Raw genomic sequence first — 17,170 nt, forward strand, 5'->3', positions numbered from 1 at the left:
CCGGAAGGGGAGCCGGGGGAGGGGGCGGGGAGGGGCAGCGTCTCCGCCATGGCCGGCGGGGCCTAGCGGGCCATGGCCGCCGCCACCGCGCGGCCGAGGAAGGCCAGGGTCGCCGTCGCCTGACGGGCCGGCAGGGTCTGCGGGTCGCGGGCGCCGAGCGCCATCAGCACCGGCTGCCCGGTCCAGACCGGCACCCGCACCAGCGCGTCCCGCACCACCAGCGCCGCGGCTTCCTGGTGCAGCAGCTCGATGTCGGTGGGGCTGGCGCGGACCACCGCATCCTTGCCCGGCCCCAGCAGCCGCGCCACCGAGCCGGGCGGCAGCCGGGCGACGCCGCGGCGATCCGGCGCCTCGGCCAGCAGCCAGCAGCTTTCGATCCCGAGCAGCGCCGGCAGTTCCTGGGTCACCGTCTCGACCACGTCCTGCGACCGCATCAGCGCCAGCACCGCCAGCCGCACCCGGATGGCCAGGCCGTAGCCGGCCCGGCCGGCCGTCACCGCGGCATCCACCTCCGCCTCGAGCGAGCGGACCCGGCGGCGCTCGGCCTGCAGCATCGCCGCCATGTGGTCGGCCAGCCTTTCGCCGTGCAGGCGCGTCGGCGGATTGAGCGCGCGGTACAGGTCGGGCCGTTCGGCCAGGAAATCGGGATGCTCCTGGAGGTAGGCGACGACCGCCTCGGCGGCCGTCGCGGTCTCCGACATCGGCAGCCCGCCCGGTCGGGGCCCGGGGAGGCGGATCGCGCTCAGAGGATGCTCTGCCCGGTCTTGGCCCAGTCGGCCGTGAAGGCGGCGAGGCCGCTGGCGGTCAGCGGGTGCTTGAACAGCTGGCGGATGACGTTGGGCGGCAGGGTCGCCACCTCGGCCCCGAGCTTGGCCGCCTCGACCAGATGGACCGGGTGGCGGATGGACGCGACCAGGACTTCTGTCTTAAACTTCGGGTAGTTGCGGTATATCTTCAGGATGTCGGCGATGAGCAGCATGCCGTCGAAGGCGATGTCGTCCAGCCGCCCGACGAAGGGCGAGATATAGGCGGCCCCGGCCTTGGCCGCGAGCAGGGCCTGCGCGGCGGAGAAGCAGAGCGTGACGTTCACCGGCGTGCCCTCATCCGCCAGGCTGCGGCAGACGCTGAGGCCGGCCTCGGTGAGCGGCACCTTCACCGCGACGTTCTTGGCGATGCCGCGGAGGTACCGGCCTTCCGCCAGCATGGTGTCGAAATCCGTCGCGGTGACTTCGGCGGAGACCGGGCCTGGCGTGATGGCGCAGATTTCGGCAATCACCTCGGACATCTTGCGGCCGGACTTGGCGATGAGGCTGGGATTGGTGGTCACCCCATCCACCAGCCCGGCCTCGGCCAGCGCGCGGATTTCAGCCACGTCGGCAGTATCTACGAAAAATTTCATCCGGGCGGTCCCTTAGGCTTGCCCCATGGGGCCTGGGTTGACAATCGGCGCCGGAGACTCTGGATCGCCGGCGAACGTTGCGTATTTGTTCAGGGCAGGATAGCCGATGCACCAGGGGGCGGGAAAGCCGCGGGATATGAAAGCCACGCCGTCTGTGTCAAAAATGCAACGCGTGCGGGTTTTACTGCCTCTGCCATTGGCCGGTGCTTATGACTACCGCATCCCGCCGGAGCTTGATATCCGGCCGGGAGATTTCGTGTCGGTCCCCCTCAATCATAGGTCGATGATCGGCGTCGCCTGGGACGCCAGCGAGGCGCCCGAGGCGAAGCCGGTGGCCGAGCATCGTCTGAAGCCGGTCGCCGGCATCTTGCCCGCGCCGGCCATGACCGCAAGCCTGCGCCGTTTCATCGACTGGGTCGCGGCCTATACGCTCAGCCCGCCGGGGGCGGTGCTGCGCATGGCCATGGGCTCGACCGCCGCGCTGGAGCCGCCGTCCCAGCAGGCCGGCTGGATGCTGGCCGGGCCCGGCTCCAATGCCCAGCCGCGGCTGACCCCGGAACGCCAGCGGGTGCTGGCGGCGATGCGGCCGGGCGAGGTCTATGCCGGGGCACCGCTGGCCGAGGCGGCGGGGGTCTCCCCCGGCGTGCTGCGGGGCATGGCGGACAACGGGATGATCCGCCCGGCGCTGCTGCCCCATGCCAACCGCTTCACCCGGCCGGACCCGGACCACCCCGGGCCGCAGCTCGGTGGCGCCCAGGCCGCGGCCGCGGCCTCCCTGGTGGCCAAGGTCGCCGCCCGGCGCTTCGGCGTCACCCTGCTGACCGGGGTGACCGGCTCGGGCAAGACCGAGGTCTATCTCGATGCGGTGGCCGAGGCGCTGCGCCAGGGCCGGCAATCCCTGGTGCTGCTGCCCGAGATCGCGCTCTCGGCGCAATGGCTGGACCGCTTCAAGGCCCGCTTCGGCGTCTCCCCGGCGCTCTGGCATTCCGAGGTGACGCCGCGCACCCGGCGGGAGACCTGGCGGGCGGTGGCCGCGGGTGACGCCCCGGTGGTGGTCGGCGCCCGCTCCGCGTTGTTCCTGCCCTTCCCGGACCTCGGGCTGGTGGTGGTGGACGAAGAGCACGAGACCGCCTTCAAGCAGGAGGAAGGGGTCGTCTACAACGCCCGCGACATGGCGGTGGTGCGGGCCCGGATGGCGGCGGCGGCCTGCGTGCTGGTCTCGGCCACGCCCTCGCTCGAGAGCCTGACCAATGCCGAGAGCGGCCGCTACGAGGCGCTGGACCTGCCGGTGCGGTATGGCGGCGCCACCCTGCCGGCGGTCGAGACGGTGGACCTCCGCCGCACCCCGCCGGAGCGCGGCCGCTTCCTGTCGCCGCCCTTGATCGAGGCGGTGAACGCGACCCTGGCGCGGGGCGAGCAGGCGATGCTCTTCCTGAACCGCCGCGGCTACGCGCCGCTGACGCTCTGCCGGCACTGCGGCCACCGCATGCGTTGCCCCAACTGCACCGCCTGGCTGGTCGAGCACCGCGCCCGGCGGCAGCTGCAGTGCCACCACTGCGGCCATACCGAGGCGCCGCCGGCGGAATGCCCGGAATGCGGTTCTGCCAACAGCCTGGTCGCGGTCGGCCCCGGGGTCGAGCGGGTGCTGGAGGAGGCGATCGCCCTCTGGCCCGAGGCGCGGCGGCTGGTGATGGCCAGCGACACCCTGCCCGGTCCGGCCGCGGCCGGGGTCGCGGCGCAGTCGATCCAGGACCGCGCGGTGGATCTCATCATCGGCACCCAGATCGTCGCCAAGGGCTGGCACTTCCCGCACCTCACCCTGGTGGGGGTGGTCGATGCCGACCTCGGCCTCGCCGGCGGCGACCTGCGGGCGGCGGAGCGTACCGTGCAGCTGCTGCATCAGGTCGCCGGCCGCGCCGGCCGGGCCGAGGCCCCGGGCCGGGTGCTGCTGCAGAGCTTCAGCCCCGAGCATCCGGTGATGCAGGCGCTGATCTCCGGCGACCTCGGCGCCTTCATGCAGGAGGAGGCGGCGATCCGCCGGCCCGGCCACTGGCCGCCCTTCGGCCGGCTGGCCGCGCTGATCGTCAGCTCGGAGGACGAGCGCGAGGCCGAGCGCACCGCCCGCGACCTGGGCCTGGCGGCGCCGGGCGGGGAGGGGGTGCAGGTGCTCGGGCCGGCCCCGGCGCCGCTGGCGCTGCTGCGCGGCCGGCACCGGCGGCGGCTGCTGCTGAAGACCCGGCGGGACATCGCGGTGCAGCCGATCCTGCGGGACTGGCTGGCCCGGGTGGCGGTGCCGAACAGCGTGCGGGTGCAGGTGGACGTGGACCCCGTGAGCTTTCTCTAGGCGGCGGCCGCAGCCCGGGCGGGCTGCGAATTTTCGCCGGGAAGGCCTGAATTCGCTTGGTTAACGGCCGGGTAACCCCTAAATTACTGATCGGTAATCAAGATGATCCCAGGAGGTTTCCATGCCCGTTCTCGACGCCCATGACATCGCCGCCTGGGCTCTGGTGATCGGCGGATGCGCCTATGCGTTGGCTGCCTCCCGCGGGGTGGCCACGGCCGCCATGGCGGCGGCATTGGCGGCGATCGCGGTGAAGTCGGCGCTGATCGGTTTCGCCTGACGCCTGCGCCGGGCCTCCGGCCCAACCGGGCGGCGATGCCGCCGCCCGGCCGCGGAATCGAATCGCGGACTGCCCCGGCGCTAAACGGTGACGGCCGCCGCGCCAGGCAGGCCGGTGTTCCGCGCGCTGCAAGCGCGACGGTAGATGACGCATCGATGAAGCTCATGTCCTGGCTGAACTCCACCAACACGGGGGGAGCCGGCGCGGCGCGACAGCCGGGCCGGTCCTGCCGGCCAACCCACCGCCGAACGCCGCGGAACCACGGCCTGCATGGCTGCTGCGGGGCAGCGTCGCGGGGTGCTCGGATGAAATGTCCGACCTCCGCCGGATTGCGGGCATGTAAACCCCATGGTAAGGGCCGCCCGCCGCGCGGGGGGTTAAATCCTCGGGGCGGACCCGCGCTCGCGCACCATTCAGGAACAGGACCGGGATAACCCGTGGCCGCTGTCGAGACCGTCGCATCCGCCGCGCCCAAGGCGCCCAACCCGACCGGCGTTGCCGCGCGTTATGCGCTGGCCCTGCTGGGGCTCGCCGACGACCGGCGGGCCACGGACCCGGGCGCCCTGGACCGCATCGCCGCCGACCTTGAAAAGTTGGCCGACCTCTGGCGGGGGGACAGCACCTTCCGCGCCTTCGTCGCCGACCCCCGGCTGGGCGTCGCCGCCCAGCGGGCCGGCGGCTTCGCGTTGCTGGAGAAGGCCGGCATCGGCCCCGAGGTGCACAACCTCGTGGGCGTGCTGATCGCCAATCGCCGGCTGTCGCAGCTGCCGCAGGTCGCCGCCGCCTTCGGCGCCGAGCTCGCCGCCCGCCGCGGCCAGCAGGTCGCCGACGTGATCAGCGCCCATCCGCTCTCCGCCACGCAGCGGACGCAGATCGCGGCGCGACTGACCGAAGCCGGGTATTCCGGCGTGAAACTGACCGAGCAGGTGGATCCCGCGATCCTCGGTGGCCTGATCGTCCGGATCGGCTCCCGGCTCTATGACAACAGCATCAAATCGAAGCTGCAGCGTCTGCAGTACGCTATGAAGGGGGCTGCCTGACCATGGAAATCCGTCCCGCCGAAATTTCGGAAATCCTCAAGCAGCAGATCGCCGGCTTCGACGCCGAGGCGAATGTTGCGGAGGTGGGTACCGTGCTGACCGTGGGCGACGGCATCGCCCGCGTCTACGGCCTGCAGAACGTCATGGCTGGCGAGCTGGTGCTGTTCCCCAGCGCCGGCATCCGCGGCATGGCGCTGAACCTCGAGACCGACAACGTCGGCATCGTGATCTTTGGCTCCGACCGTGACGTCAAGGAAGGCGACACCGTCGAGCGCACCGGCGACATCGTCGACGTGCCCACCGGCCGCGGCCTGCTCGGCCGCGTGGTCGACGGCCTCGGCAACCCGATCGACGGCAAGGGCCCGCTGGTCGACGTCGAGCGCAAGCGCGTCGAGGTGAAGGCCCCGGGCATCATCCCGCGGAAGTCGGTGCACGAGCCGATGCAGACCGGCATCAAGGCGATCGACGCCCTGATCCCGATCGGCCGCGGCCAGCGCGAGCTGATCATCGGTGACCGGCAGACCGGCAAGACCGCGGTCATCATCGACACCATCATCAACCAGAAGGGCATCAACGCCGGTACGGACGAGAGCAAGAAGCTCTATACGATCTATGTCGCCGTCGGCCAGAAGCGCTCCACCGTGGCGCAGCTGGTGAAGACCCTCGAGGAAAACGGCGCGATGGAGTATTCCATCGTCGTCGCCGCCACCGCCTCCGACCCGGCGCCGATGCAGTTCCTGGCGCCGTACACCGGCTGCACCATGGGCGAGTATTTCCGCGACAACGGCATGCACGCGGTCATCTTCTACGACGATCTGTCGAAGCAGGCCGTCGCCTATCGCCAGATGTCGCTGCTGCTGCGCCGTCCGCCGGGCCGCGAGGCCTATCCGGGCGACGTCTTCTACCTGCATAGCCGCCTGCTCGAGCGTGCGGCGAAGATGAACGAGGAGTTCGGTCTCGGTTCGCTGACCGCGCTGCCGGTCATCGAGACCCAGGCGGGCGACGTCTCGGCCTATATCCCGACCAACGTGATCTCGATCACCGATGGCCAGATTTTCCTCGAGACCGAATTGTTCTTCAAGGGCATCCGCCCGGCGGTGAACGTCGGCCTCTCGGTCTCCCGCGTCGGCTCCTCCGCCCAGATCAAGGCGATGAAGCAGGTCGCCGGCAAGATCAAGCTGGAGCTGGCCCAGTACCGCGAGATGGCCGCCTTCGCGCAGTTCTCCTCGGACCTCGATGCCTCCACCCAGGCGCTGCTGGGTCGTGGCGCGCGGCTGACCGAGCTGCTGAAGCAGCCGCAGTACAAGCCGGTCCCGGTCGAGGAGCAGGTCGTCTCGCTCTTCGCCGGCACCCGCGGCTACCTCGACAAGCTGCCGGTCTCCGCGGTGGGTGAGTTCGAGCGCCGGCTGCTGAGCGAGCTGAAGTCGCGCGAGCCCGCGATCGTCGACGCGATCCGCACCGACCGCGAGATCAAGAAGCCGACCGAGGACAAGCTGGTGGCCTTCCTCGACGCCTTCTCCAAGTCCTTCTCGGCCTAAAGCCCGCAGCAGACAGGAAGCAGGGCCGATGGCGAGCCTTAAGGACCTACGGGGTCGGATCAACAGCGTGAAATCCACGCGGAAGATCACCCAGGCCATGAAGATGGTGGCGGCGGCCAAGCTGCGCCGCGCCCAGGCCCAGGCGGAAGCCGCGCGCCCCTATGCGCAGCGGATGGAGGCGATCCTCGCCTCGCTTGGCGCGGCGGTCGCCGGTTCGCCGGATGCGCCGCGCATGCTGGTGGGCGGCGGGGCCGATAGGGTGCATCTGCTGGTGATCGTCACCGCGGATCGCGGCCTGGCCGGGCCCTTCAACACCCAGATCGGTCGCCTCGCGCGGAACCGCATCCGGGCGCTGGAGGCCGAGGGCAAGACGGTGAAGCTGCTGACGGTGGGCCGCAAGGGCGCGGCCTACCTGAAGCGGGAATTCGCCAGCCGCTTCGTCGCCGAAGTAACCTATGCCGGCAAGAAGCGCGTCGACTTCACCGATGCCGAGGCGGTCGGCATCCAGATCGCGGAGCTGCTCGATCAGGGTGCCTTCGATGTCTGCAGCCTGATCTACAACCGGTTCCGCAACGTGATCAGTCAGGTGCCGACCGAGCAGCGGCTGATTCCGGTGCCGCTGCCGGAAGGCGATGCGACGGCCGCCGCCGCGGGTCCGCAGGCGCTGTATGAATACGAGCCGGCGGAGGAGGAAATCCTCGCCACGCTGCTGCCGCGCAACCTCGCCATCCAGATCTACCGGGCTATCCTGGAGAGCTCGGCGGGTGAGCATGGCGCGCGGATGACCGCGATGGACAATGCGACGCGCAACGCGGGCGAGATGATCAACAAGCTGACGCTGAACTACAACCGGACGCGTCAGGCGAACATCACCCGCGAGCTGATCGAAATTATCTCCGGCGCCGAAGCCGTCTGAGGAGCATAAGACGATGAAGAACAATGTCGGGCGCGTGGCGCAGGTCCTGGGCGCCGTGGTGGACGTGCAGTTCCCCGGTGAGCTGCCGGCCATGCTCAACTCCCTCACCACCAAGAACGGCGACAACACGCTGGTTCTCGAAGTGGCGCAGCACCTGGGCGAGCGCACCGTGCGCTGCATCGCCATGGACATGACCGACGGCCTGGTCCGCGGCCAGGAAGTGGTCGACACCGGCGCCGGCATCTCGGTGCCCGTGGGCGAGGGCACCCTCGGCCGCATCATGAACGTCATAGGCGAGCCGATCGACGAGCGTGGCCCGGTGCCGCACGAGAAGACCTACACCATCCACCGCGAGGCCCCGAACTTCGAGGACCAGGCGACCAGCGCCGAGATCCTCGTCACCGGCATCAAGGTGATCGACCTCCTCGCCCCCTACATCAAGGGCGGCAAGATTGGCCTGTTCGGCGGCGCCGGCGTCGGCAAGACGGTGACCATCCAGGAGCTGATCAACAACATCGCCAAGGGCCACGGCGGCGTGTCGGTCTTCGCCGGCGTCGGCGAGCGCACCCGCGAGGGCAACGATCTCTATCACGAGATGGTCGATGCCGGCGTCATCAAGCTGAACGACGACGGCACCACCACCGGCTCCAAGGTGGCGCTGGTCTATGGCCAGATGAACGAGCCGCCGGGCGCCCGCGCCCGCGTCGCCCTCTCGGGCCTGTCGGTCGCGGAGTACTTCCGCGACGAGCAGGGCCAGGACGTGCTCTTCTTCATCGACAACATCTTCCGCTTCACCCAGGCGGGTGCCGAGGTCTCGGCGCTGCTGGGCCGCATCCCCTCCGCCGTGGGCTACCAGCCGACGCTGGCGACCGACATGGGCGCGCTGCAGGAGCGGATCACCAGCACCAAGAAGGGCTCGATCACCTCGGTGCAGGCGATCTACGTGCCGGCCGATGACTTGACCGATCCGGCGCCGGCGACCTCCTTCGCCCACCTGGACGCGACCACCACGCTGAACCGCTCGATCGCCGAGCTCGGGATCTTCCCGGCCGTCGATCCGCTGGACAGCACCAGCCGCGCCCTCGACCCCCGCGTGGTCGGCGACGAGCACTACCGCGTTGCCCGCGAGGTGCAGCGCATCCTGCAGACCTACAAGTCGCTGCAGGACATCATCGCCATTCTCGGCATGGACGAGCTTTCGGAAGAGGACAAGCTGGTCGTGGCGCGCGCCCGCAAGATCCAGCGCTTCCTCAGCCAGCCCTTCCACGTCGCGGAAGTCTTCACCGGCACCCCGGGCGTCTTCGTGAAGCTCGAGGACACCGTCCGCAGCTTCGCCGCCATCTGCGCCGGCGAGTACGACTACCTGCCCGAGGCCGCCTTCTACATGGTCGGCACCATCGAGGAGGCCGTGAAGAAGGGCGAGTCGATGAAGGCCGCGGCCTGATCCAGGCCCAACCAACGCCGGGCGGTCCCCCGCCCGGCGTTCCGGCAGCCCGCTGCATCTAGGATAGCGATCCATGGCCACCTTCCTGCTCGAACTCGTCTCCCCGGAGAAGCTGCTGCTCTCCCGCCAGGTGGAGATGGCGACCATCCCCGGCGTCGAGGGCGAGATGGGCGTGCTGCCCGGCCATTCCCCGATGATCGTCGTCCTGCGCGGCGGCGTGATCCGGGTGCGCGAGAACGGCGCCGAGACCGAGACGCTCTTCGTCGGCGGCGGCTTCGCCGAGGTTTCGCCGGACCGCGTCACCATCCTGGCCGACGAGGCGACGCCGCTGGCCAGCCTGTCGCGCGCGGCCTCCGAGCGCCGGCTGGCCGAGGCCCAGACCGCCCTGGGCGAGGTGCTGGTGACCGATCCGGAGGCGAAGCGCGACGCCGCCATGGCCCGCGTGCGGGCGCTTGAGGAAGCGGTCTCGGTCGCCGGAGCGGCCTGACCGGCCGCGCCTGCCATCGCTTTTCGGCAACGCCTGCGCATTTTACGCGCCTGATCGTGGCGGCCCGGCAACAGGCGCTTGCAACCTGTTGGTCTTCATCGAACATTGCCGACCGCGGCGGCGTTGTCCGCACAACGCCCGGAACCCCGGGCGCCGATGGTTAACGGCCGCCTCGAGGCCGCGGGGATGCAATGAAGCACTGGCGTGTCGAGCAGGTGAGTTGGGACCGCTTTGATCCGTCCAAGGTGGATCCGGAGATCATCCCGCTGGTCAAGGCCGCGGCCATGGTCGAGCGCAACGGCGACGACTACGCCATCTACCTCAAGCGCGTCTTCGCCGGCGATCCGGACTTCAGCCGGGCGGCCGACAATTGGGCGGAAGAGGAGATCCAGCACGGCGATGCGCTGGGCCAGTGGGCCAGCCTGGCGGATCCGGGCTGGGACTATGCCGCCGCCTTCGCCCGCTACCGGGCCGGCTACAAGATCGACCTCGATGCCGATGCCTCCATCCGCGGGTCGCGCACCGGCGAGCTGATCGCCCGCTGCATCGTCGAGACCGGCACCAGCAGCTACTACACCGCCCTGGCCGAGGCGACCGAGGAGCCCTGCCTGCAGCAGGTCTGCAAGCTGATCGCGGCCGACGAGTACCGGCACTTCAAGCTCTTCTACGACCACATGAAGCGCTACCTGGCGCGCGAGGACCTCTCCTTCGTCAGCCGCCTGCGGGTCGCCGCCGGGCGGGTCGGCGAATCGGAGGACGACGAGCTCGCCTACGCCTTCCACTGCGCCAACGAGGCGCCGAGCATCGTCTACAGCCACGATCGCTGCATCGCCGGCTACATGGGCCGCGCCATGGGATTCTACCGTCCCCGCCACCTCGAGCGCGGCATGGGGATGATCTTCAAGGCGGTGGGGCTGGAGCCGCGCGGCCGGCTGTCCCGCGTCGCGGCGCGCGGCGCCTGGCGGCTGATGTGCTGGCGTCGGGACCGTTACCGGGAAGCGCTGCGGCAGATGGCGCCGCCCGCCGTTCTCGCGCAGGCCGCTTGAGCAGACTGCCGCGTCGGCAGGGCGTGCTCGCCGCGGTCGCGGCCGGGGTCCTGGCGGCGACCGGCCGGGCCGCATCCGGGCAGGTGCCGGCGGAGGGATTGGCGGGGCTCGCCCGCGCCACCGGCTGCACCTTCGGCACCGCCGTCGACTCGCTGCGGCTCGCCGCCGATGCCGGCTATGCGGGCCAGGTGACCGCCGAGGCGCAGCTGCTGGTGCCGGAATGGGAGGCCAAGTGGGCGGCCCTGCAGCCGCAGCCCGGCGTCTTCGACTTCGGCCCGCTCTCGGCGGTGGCCGGCTTCGCCCAGGCCCATGGCCGGCAGCTGCGCGGGCATACGCTGGTCTGGCACACGGGCATGCCGCCGTGGCTGCTGGACGGCATCGCCGAGGGGCCGGCGCGGGCGCGGGCGCTGCTCACCGCGCATCTCGATGCCGTGCTGCCGGCCACCCGCCCGGCGATCCGCGACTGGGACGTGGTGAACGAGGCCATCGCCAATCCCGAGGGCAATCCCTTCACCGCCCGCACCCCGGCGGTCGGCGACCTGCGCGACACGCCCTGGCTGCGGGCGCTGGGCCCCGGCTATGTCGAGCTGGCCTTCCGCCTGGCGCGGGAGCGGGACCGCAGCCTGCGGCTGACCTACAACGACTACGGGCTGGAGGGCGGCACGCCCTGGGCCGAGGAGAAGCGCCAGCGCGTGCTGCGCCTGCTGCGCCGGCTGCTGGAGGCGCAGGTGCCGGTCGATGCCCTGGGCCTGCAGGCGCATCTGCTGATGGACGAGCCCTTCCGCCCGGAGCTGTTGGCCGGCTTCCTGAGGACGGTGCGGGAGATGGGGCTGGCGGTGCTGGTCACCGAGCTCGACGTGCGGGAGGGACGGCAGCTGCCGGCCGGCCTCGCGGGCCGCGATGCGCTGGTGGCCGAGCGGGTGAAGGCCGTGGTCGGCACCGCCCTGGAGCAGGGCTGCCGCACCGTGCTCACCTGGGGCCTGTCCGACAAGGACAGCTGGCTGACGCGGGACCCTGACGTGATGCGGAAGGATGGCGAGAGCCACCGCGGCCTGCCGCTGGATGCCGAGGGCAACCGCAAGCCGATGTGGCAGGCGCTTGCCCAGTGCTTCGCCGCACGGCGGCCCTAGCTCCTCCCGCGCAGCGGGATCTCCTTCAGGCAGAGCGCCGCCACCAGGCAGAGCCCGGCGATGCCGGATGCCGCCAGGAAGACGGTCGAGAAGGCCGCCCGCACCACCTCGGGCGGCGCTCCGCCGGCCATCGCCCCGTCGGGCAGGTGGCCCAGCAGCACCGAGGAGAGCAGCGCCACGCCGAAGGCCCCGCCCATCAGCCGGAAGAACATCATGCAGGAGACGGCGATGCCGCCGTCCCGTGCCTCCACCGCATTCTGGATGGTGACGGTCATCGGCGAGAACTGGCAGCCGAAGGACAGGCCGAGCAGAAGCGTCACCGCGGTGTCGAGCGGCAGCGAATGGCCGAGGCCCATGAAAGCGATCAGCAGGCACATCAGCGTGGCGACCGCGGCGCCGAGCACCGCGAACGGCCTATAGCGGCCGGTGCGGGAAACCGCCTGTCCCGCGAGGAAGCTGCCGGTGACGCTGCCGAGCGTCATGGCGATCATCCTGAGGCCGGCGTCCTTGGCCGAGAGCCCGGCCGACATCTGGTAGTCCAGCGGCACCAGGATGACCAAGGCCATCATCACCATGGACGACAGCGCGGTGACGATGATGCCCATGGTGAAGACCGGGCTGCGGAACAGCTGCAGCGGCAGCATCGGCTGCGACACCGACCGTTCCTGCGCGATCAGCGCCACCAGGAAGGCCGCGCCGAGGCCGAAGCAGCCGAGCGCTTCCGGCGCCGTCCAGGAATTGGCCCGCTGCACGAAGGTGATGCCGAGCAGCAGCGGCGTGCAGGAGAGCAGGATCAGCAGCGCGCCGAGCCAGTCGATCTTCGGCCGCTTGCCCGGCAGCGGCAGCCGGCGGAGCTGGAAGTAGGTGGTGGCGAAGGCGGCCGCGCCGAGCGGCAGGTTCACCCAGAAGATCCAGTGCCAGGAGAGATACTCGACGAAGAGCCCGCCCAGCAGCGGCCCGATGATGTTCGCGGTGGCGAAGGTGGCCGACAGGTAGCCCTGCACCCGGCCGCGCTCCCGCGGCGGCAGGATGTCGCCGACCACGGCGAGGGAGATGGCGCGCAGCCCGCCGCCGCCGAGGCCCTGCACCACCCGCGCCGCGATCAGCGCCAGCATGGTCGGCGCCAGGGCCGAGAGCACCGCGCCTGCGACGAAGATGGTGACCGAGACCAGCAGCACCGGGCGGCGGCCGTAGAGGTCGCTCAGCCGGCCGTAGATGGGCGTGGTGACGGTGGAGGAGATCAGATAGGCCGAGACCACCCAGGGCATCAGCTCGAAGCCGCCGAGGTCGCCGGCGATCGACGACAGCGCGGTGGCGACGATCGTCTGGTCGAGGCTGGACAGGAAGAGCGCCAGCATCAGCCCCATGACGATGGTGCGGACCTCGGCATGGGAGAACAGGCTGTCGGTGGCGGGCGCGGCGGGTTCGGGCATCCGGGCAGGCTAGCCCTGCCGGCGTCCCGGGGCGAGTGGCCCCGGGACGCCGGGCGTCACGTCAGCTTTGCGCCGCGGCGGGGAAGGCGAAGGCCTCGTAGGCGCTTTCGGCGACGCGGAACCACTGGAACTGCTCGTTCCGGAAGACCCGGTAGCTGTCCCAGACCTTCTTGAACTGCGGGTTGCGGCTGGCCGTCTCGTCGTACAGCGCATGCGCTTCCCGCCAGGCGGCCTGCAGCACCTCCCGCGGCCAGGCGCGCAGCTGGGCGCCATTGGCGATCAGCCGGCGCAGCGCCGGCGGATTCCAGGCGTCGTAGCGGGCGGACTGGTCGATATCGATCTCGGCCAGCGCCGTCTCCACCGCGAAGCGGTAGTGCGGCGGCAGGCTCTCCCAGGCGCGGAGGTTCACCAGGAAGCCGCCGCGCGAGGACGGCTCCCAGAAGCCGGGCGCGTAGTAGAAGCGGGCAATGCGGTTCAGCCCCAGCTTCTCGTCGTCATAGGGGCCGATGAACTCGGCGGCGTCGATCACCCCGCGCTCCAGCGCCGGGTAGATGTCGCCCGGGGCGATCTGGGTCGGCACCACGCCGAGCCGTTCGAAGACATTGCCGGCGAAGCCCGCGACGCGGAATTTCAGCCCCTTCAGATCCTCGAGGCTGCGGATCTCGCGCCGGAACCAGCCGCCCATCTGGGTGCCGGTGTCGCCGAAGGGCAGGAAGTGGGTGTTGAAGGGGCGGAAGGTCTCCTGCGCCAGGGCCAGGCCGTCGCCGTAGCGCAGCCAGGCGGACATCTGCCGGGCGTTCATCCCGAAGGGGATGCAGGTGAAGAAGGCCAGCGCCGGGTCCTTGCCGACGTAGAACAGCGCCGGGCTATGGCCGCATTCCACCGTGCCGGCCTGCACGCCGTCCAGCACCTGCAGCGCGGGGATGATCTCGCCGGCCGGGAAGGGGCTGATGCGGAAGCGCCCTTCCGTGAGCTGCAGCACCCGCTGGCTCAGCTTCTCGCAGCTGCCGAACAGCACATCGAGGTTGCGCGGAAAGCTGCTGGGCATGCGCCAGCGGATTTCCGGGTTCTGGGTCTGTGCCAGCGCGGGCGCGGCGAGACCAACGGCGCCGCCTGCGGCGCCTCCGGCAGCGCCGAGAAACACTCTACGATCCATGGTTGAAGCCTCCTGGTGCCATCGTTGTGGCACCACGCAGTGAAGCCCGAGATTGGGGGCGATTTGCAACGACTATTCGCGGCCCGGGCGGCGAATGATGCCGGGCTTTTCCGCCGCCCGCGCCCGGTGCACTCTCCGCCGCCCCGCAGGAGCGCAGCCCGATGCCCGAGACCCCGACCAAGCCCGTCCTTCTCACCGGTGCCAGCGGCAACCTCGGCCGGGTCCTGGCCCCGGCGCTGGCCGCCCAAGGCTGGAAGCTGCGGCTGACCGACATCACGCCCTTTCCCGATCAGCTGCCCGCCGGGGCGAGCTTCACCCGGGCCGACCTGAACGAGGGGCTGGCGGTGGCGCGGCTGGCGGAGGGGTGCGGGGCCATCCTGCATTTCGGCGGCGTCAGCGTGGAGCAGCCCTTCGAGACGGTGCTCGGGCCGAACCTGCGTGGGCTTTACCATATCTATGAGGCGGCGCGGCGGGAGGGGGCGCGGGTGCTCTTCGCCTCCTCCAACCACTCCATCGGCTTCCACGAACGGCCGCGGGGCAATGAGGCGAAGCTCGACGTCGACTGCGCCTTCCGCCCCGACGGCTACTACGGCCTGTCCAAGGCGTACGGGGAGCTGATGGGGCGGATGTACTGGGACAAGCATGGCGTGGAGAACGTCAACCTCCGCATCGGCTCCTGCTTCGAGAAGCCGATCAACGCGCGGATGCTCTCGACCTGGCTGTCCTTCGGCGACCTGACGCGGCTGGTGACGGCGGCGGTCGAGGCGCCGCGCAGCGGGCATTGCGTGATCTGGGCCTGTTCGAACAACCCCGCCAGCTTCTGGGGCCGCGACCACCGCGACCGCATCGGCTGGGCGCCGCAGGACAGCGCCGAGGATTACCGCGCCGAGGTCGGCCATATCCTCTCGGGCGATCCGGTGGAGGAGCGCTACCAGGGCGGCGGCTATACCAGCATCGAGTATTCCCGCAGCGCGCCCTCGCCGCGCGATCCGTTCGCGCTGGATTGAGCATGCTGGAGCTCACCGGCGGCGGCTGGACCGCGCGGCTGCTGCCCGACCAGGGCGGTGCGGTCGCGGCCTTGTCCTGGCAGGGCAGGGAGGTGCTCGCGCCCCTGCCGGCGGGGGCCGATCCCAATGCCAGCTTCGGCGGCGCCTTCGTCATGGCGCCCTGGACCAACCGCCTGGATGCGGGGCTGCTGCCGGTCGTCGGCGAGACCTATCACCTGCCGATCAACCGGCCGGCCGACCAGACCGCCATCCATGGCCTGCTGCGCGACCATCCCTGGGTTGTCGAGCAGGATGGCGACGGGCACTGCACGCTGCGGCAGGAGCTGGAGGATCCGGCGCTGCCCTGGCGCTGCACCGCGCGGCTGACCCTCTCGCTGGACCAGGCGGGCGCGCATCTTGCGCTGTCGCTCACCAACAACCGGGCTGAGCCGTTCCCCTGCGGCCTCGGCTGGCATCCCTTCTTCCTGCGCCCGCCCGGCACCGGCCTGCGCTTCCGGGCCACCGCCTTGTTCGCGCGCGATGCGCGCTGCCTGCCGGTGGCGGTGCAGCCCAGCGACGGCGTGGTCGGCGACGAATCCGCCTACGAGGGACTCGACACGCATTTCGCCGGATGGGATGGCGAGGCCGAGATCATCCGCCCGGATTGCCGGCTGCGGCTGCAGGCCTCCGGCGCCTGGGCGCACAATCTGCAGGTCTTCGCCCCGGGCGGCAGCAACGTGCTCTGCCTCGAGCCGGTGAGCCATGTGCCGGATGCGCCCAACCGTCCCGAGTTCGCCGGCTACGGCCCGCTGGCGATGCTGGCGTCCGGCGCCGCCATGCAGGGCAGGCTGCGGCTGATCGCCTCCGCCTGACCGGCACATCCGACCCTTGCTCCGATGACTCCCGCGTGCGCGGTGCGGCCTGCGCGGGAACGCTTGTCTTTGCGTGACGTTGCCCGAAGCAATCGCGTCACAGGAAAGCGCAGCATGGCCGGCACCGCGCGCAAATCGGACCCTGCATTATGGGACAAGGTGAAGGCTGCGGTCACTGCCGGTGATGCCGGCGGCAAGCCGGGACAGTGGTCCGCCCGCAAGGCGCAGCTCGCCACTGCCGAGTACAAGAAGCAGGGCGGTGGCTACCGTGGACCGAAGCAGGCGGACAACCATCTCGCCGAATGGACGCGGGAGGATTGGGGGACGCGCTCCGGCAAGCCGTCGCTCGAGGACGGCGAACGCTACCTGCCGCGCGCGGCGCGGGAGGCGCTGACGCCGTCGGAGTATCGCCGCAGCACGGCGCGCAAGCGGCAGGACCTTGCCGCCGGCAAGCAGGTTTCGGCCCAGCCGGCGGATGTCGCGCGCAAGACCGCGGCGGCACGGCACCGGCCAGCAACAGGGAAAGGCAAGACCATGGGAGACACTGACCCGCAGCAGGCCAGCGGCGGCGCGACCGAGATCGAGGCTGAGTTCCGCCGGCTGGTGAACATCCCCGCGGCCGAGCTGCGCCGCTGGCTCGACACCTGGGAGAGCCAGGCCGTCGGCTTCACCCGCGAGGGGGAGGAGGAGGCGGTCGGCCATCGCTCCGGCCGGCGCATCCTCGAATTGCTCGAAGGCGATGGTGACGACGCGGAGGCCGACGCGGCCTTCCGCCACCAAGTCGTCGGCTACATCCAACGCCACCTGGCCCAGCGCCCCGATGGCGACGTCACCGATACGCGCTGGCGCCATTCACTCATGAATTGGGGACACGATCCGATGCGCGACACCAGCGAAAGCACCACGATGAACAGCGAAGACAGCGGCGCCGCCGCCACCTCGGACACCGGGACGGACGCCAGGACGGCGACGGAGTCCGCGCCAGCGCCGCGCAAGCCGCGCGCCCGTCGGGCCGCGGCCCCGGCCGAGGGTGCGGCACCGGCCCGCAAGCCGCGCGCCGCGAAGCCGGCGGCGGAGACCAGCCCGGCGCGCAAGCCGGCCC

Annotated in this window: 16 protein-coding genes; 12 read left to right on the forward strand and 4 right to left on the reverse strand. The window is 70.8% G+C overall.

Features of this window, described 5'->3' with window-relative positions; all coding sequences use genetic code 11:
* Positions 1–62 precede the first annotated feature (62 nt).
* Together QWZ14_RS16605 and fsa are read right to left on the reverse strand one after the other, a co-directional pair.
* Positions 63–701 (reverse strand): DUF484 family protein, encoded by a 639-nt coding sequence (locus QWZ14_RS16605; RefSeq protein ID WP_290317867.1) that lies wholly within the window; start codon positions 699–701, stop codon positions 63–65.
* Between the two features lie 41 nt (positions 702–742).
* Positions 743–1,399 carry a fructose-6-phosphate aldolase gene (gene fsa / locus QWZ14_RS16610; RefSeq protein WP_290317868.1) on the reverse strand — a complete coding sequence of 219 codons (657 nt, stop codon included), beginning with the start codon at positions 1,397–1,399 and terminating at the stop codon, positions 743–745.
* Positions 1,400–1,535: 136 nt separating this feature from the next.
* Here fsa and QWZ14_RS16615 point away from each other — a divergent pair, with 136 nt between their 5' ends.
* The 9 genes from QWZ14_RS16615 to QWZ14_RS16655 all read left to right on the forward strand — a co-directional run bounded on the left by QWZ14_RS16615 (position 1,536) and on the right by QWZ14_RS16655 (position 11,621).
* Positions 1,536–3,743, forward strand: coding sequence for a primosomal protein N' (locus tag QWZ14_RS16615; RefSeq protein ID WP_290317869.1), 2,208 nt, complete (start codon positions 1,536–1,538; stop codon positions 3,741–3,743).
* 121 nt (positions 3,744–3,864) lie between these two features.
* Positions 3,865–4,020, forward strand: coding sequence for a hypothetical protein (locus tag QWZ14_RS16620; RefSeq protein WP_290317870.1), 156 nt, complete (start codon positions 3,865–3,867; stop codon positions 4,018–4,020).
* A gap of 437 nt (positions 4,021–4,457) precedes the next feature.
* Positions 4,458–5,060 carry an ATP synthase F1 subunit delta gene (gene atpH / locus QWZ14_RS16625; RefSeq protein ID WP_290317871.1) on the forward strand — a complete coding sequence of 201 codons (603 nt, stop codon included), beginning with the start codon at positions 4,458–4,460 and terminating at the stop codon, positions 5,058–5,060.
* Positions 5,061–5,062: 2 nt separating this feature from the next.
* Positions 5,063–6,598 carry a F0F1 ATP synthase subunit alpha gene (gene atpA / locus QWZ14_RS16630; RefSeq protein WP_290317872.1) on the forward strand — a complete coding sequence of 512 codons (1,536 nt, stop codon included), beginning with the start codon at positions 5,063–5,065 and terminating at the stop codon, positions 6,596–6,598.
* Positions 6,599–6,626: 28 nt separating this feature from the next.
* Positions 6,627–7,514, forward strand: coding sequence for a F0F1 ATP synthase subunit gamma (locus tag QWZ14_RS16635; RefSeq protein ID WP_290317873.1), 888 nt, complete (start codon positions 6,627–6,629; stop codon positions 7,512–7,514).
* 13 nt (positions 7,515–7,527) lie between these two features.
* Positions 7,528–8,958, forward strand: coding sequence for a F0F1 ATP synthase subunit beta (gene atpD, locus QWZ14_RS16640; RefSeq protein WP_290317874.1), 1,431 nt, complete (start codon positions 7,528–7,530; stop codon positions 8,956–8,958).
* A gap of 73 nt (positions 8,959–9,031) precedes the next feature.
* Positions 9,032–9,445 (forward strand): ATP synthase F1 subunit epsilon, encoded by a 414-nt coding sequence (gene atpC, locus QWZ14_RS16645; protein WP_290317875.1) that lies wholly within the window; start codon positions 9,032–9,034, stop codon positions 9,443–9,445.
* A gap of 191 nt (positions 9,446–9,636) precedes the next feature.
* Positions 9,637–10,491 (forward strand): ferritin-like domain-containing protein, encoded by an 855-nt coding sequence (locus QWZ14_RS16650; RefSeq protein WP_290317876.1) that lies wholly within the window; start codon positions 9,637–9,639, stop codon positions 10,489–10,491.
* Positions 10,488–11,621, forward strand: a complete 1,134-nt coding sequence (locus QWZ14_RS16655) for an endo-1,4-beta-xylanase (protein ID WP_290317877.1) — start codon at positions 10,488–10,490, stop codon at positions 11,619–11,621. Before QWZ14_RS16650 ends, QWZ14_RS16655 begins: the two co-directional genes overlap by 4 nt.
* Here the strand turns inward: QWZ14_RS16655 and QWZ14_RS16660 are convergent.
* Positions 11,618–13,054 carry an MDR family MFS transporter gene (locus QWZ14_RS16660; protein ID WP_290317878.1) on the reverse strand — a complete coding sequence of 479 codons (1,437 nt, stop codon included), beginning with the start codon at positions 13,052–13,054 and terminating at the stop codon, positions 11,618–11,620. The two genes, QWZ14_RS16655 and QWZ14_RS16660, sit on opposite strands and share 4 nt — an antisense overlap.
* A 61-nt stretch (positions 13,055–13,115) precedes the next feature.
* The gene (locus QWZ14_RS16665; RefSeq protein ID WP_353959315.1) at positions 13,116–14,102 is read right to left on the reverse strand and encodes a TRAP transporter substrate-binding protein; all 987 of its coding nucleotides are present in this window, start codon (positions 14,100–14,102) and stop codon (positions 13,116–13,118) included.
* A gap of 269 nt (positions 14,103–14,371) precedes the next feature.
* Here QWZ14_RS16665 and QWZ14_RS16670 point away from each other — a divergent pair, with 269 nt between their 5' ends.
* The 3 genes from QWZ14_RS16670 to QWZ14_RS16680 all read left to right on the forward strand — a co-directional run.
* Positions 14,372–15,217, forward strand: coding sequence for an NAD-dependent epimerase/dehydratase family protein (locus QWZ14_RS16670; RefSeq protein ID WP_290317881.1), 846 nt, complete (start codon positions 14,372–14,374; stop codon positions 15,215–15,217).
* A 2-nt stretch (positions 15,218–15,219) separates the two neighbouring features.
* Positions 15,220–16,068, forward strand: coding sequence for an aldose epimerase family protein (locus QWZ14_RS16675; RefSeq protein WP_290317882.1), 849 nt, complete (start codon positions 15,220–15,222; stop codon positions 16,066–16,068).
* 114 nt (positions 16,069–16,182) lie between these two features.
* The coding region (locus QWZ14_RS16680; protein WP_290317883.1) for a DUF3140 domain-containing protein at positions 16,183–17,170 on the forward strand (988 nt) is incomplete at its 3' end.

It is taken from the genome of Paeniroseomonas aquatica, assembly GCF_030409335.1.
In the GTDB taxonomy this organism is placed as follows: Bacteria; Pseudomonadota; Alphaproteobacteria; order Acetobacterales; family Acetobacteraceae; genus Belnapia; species Belnapia aquatica.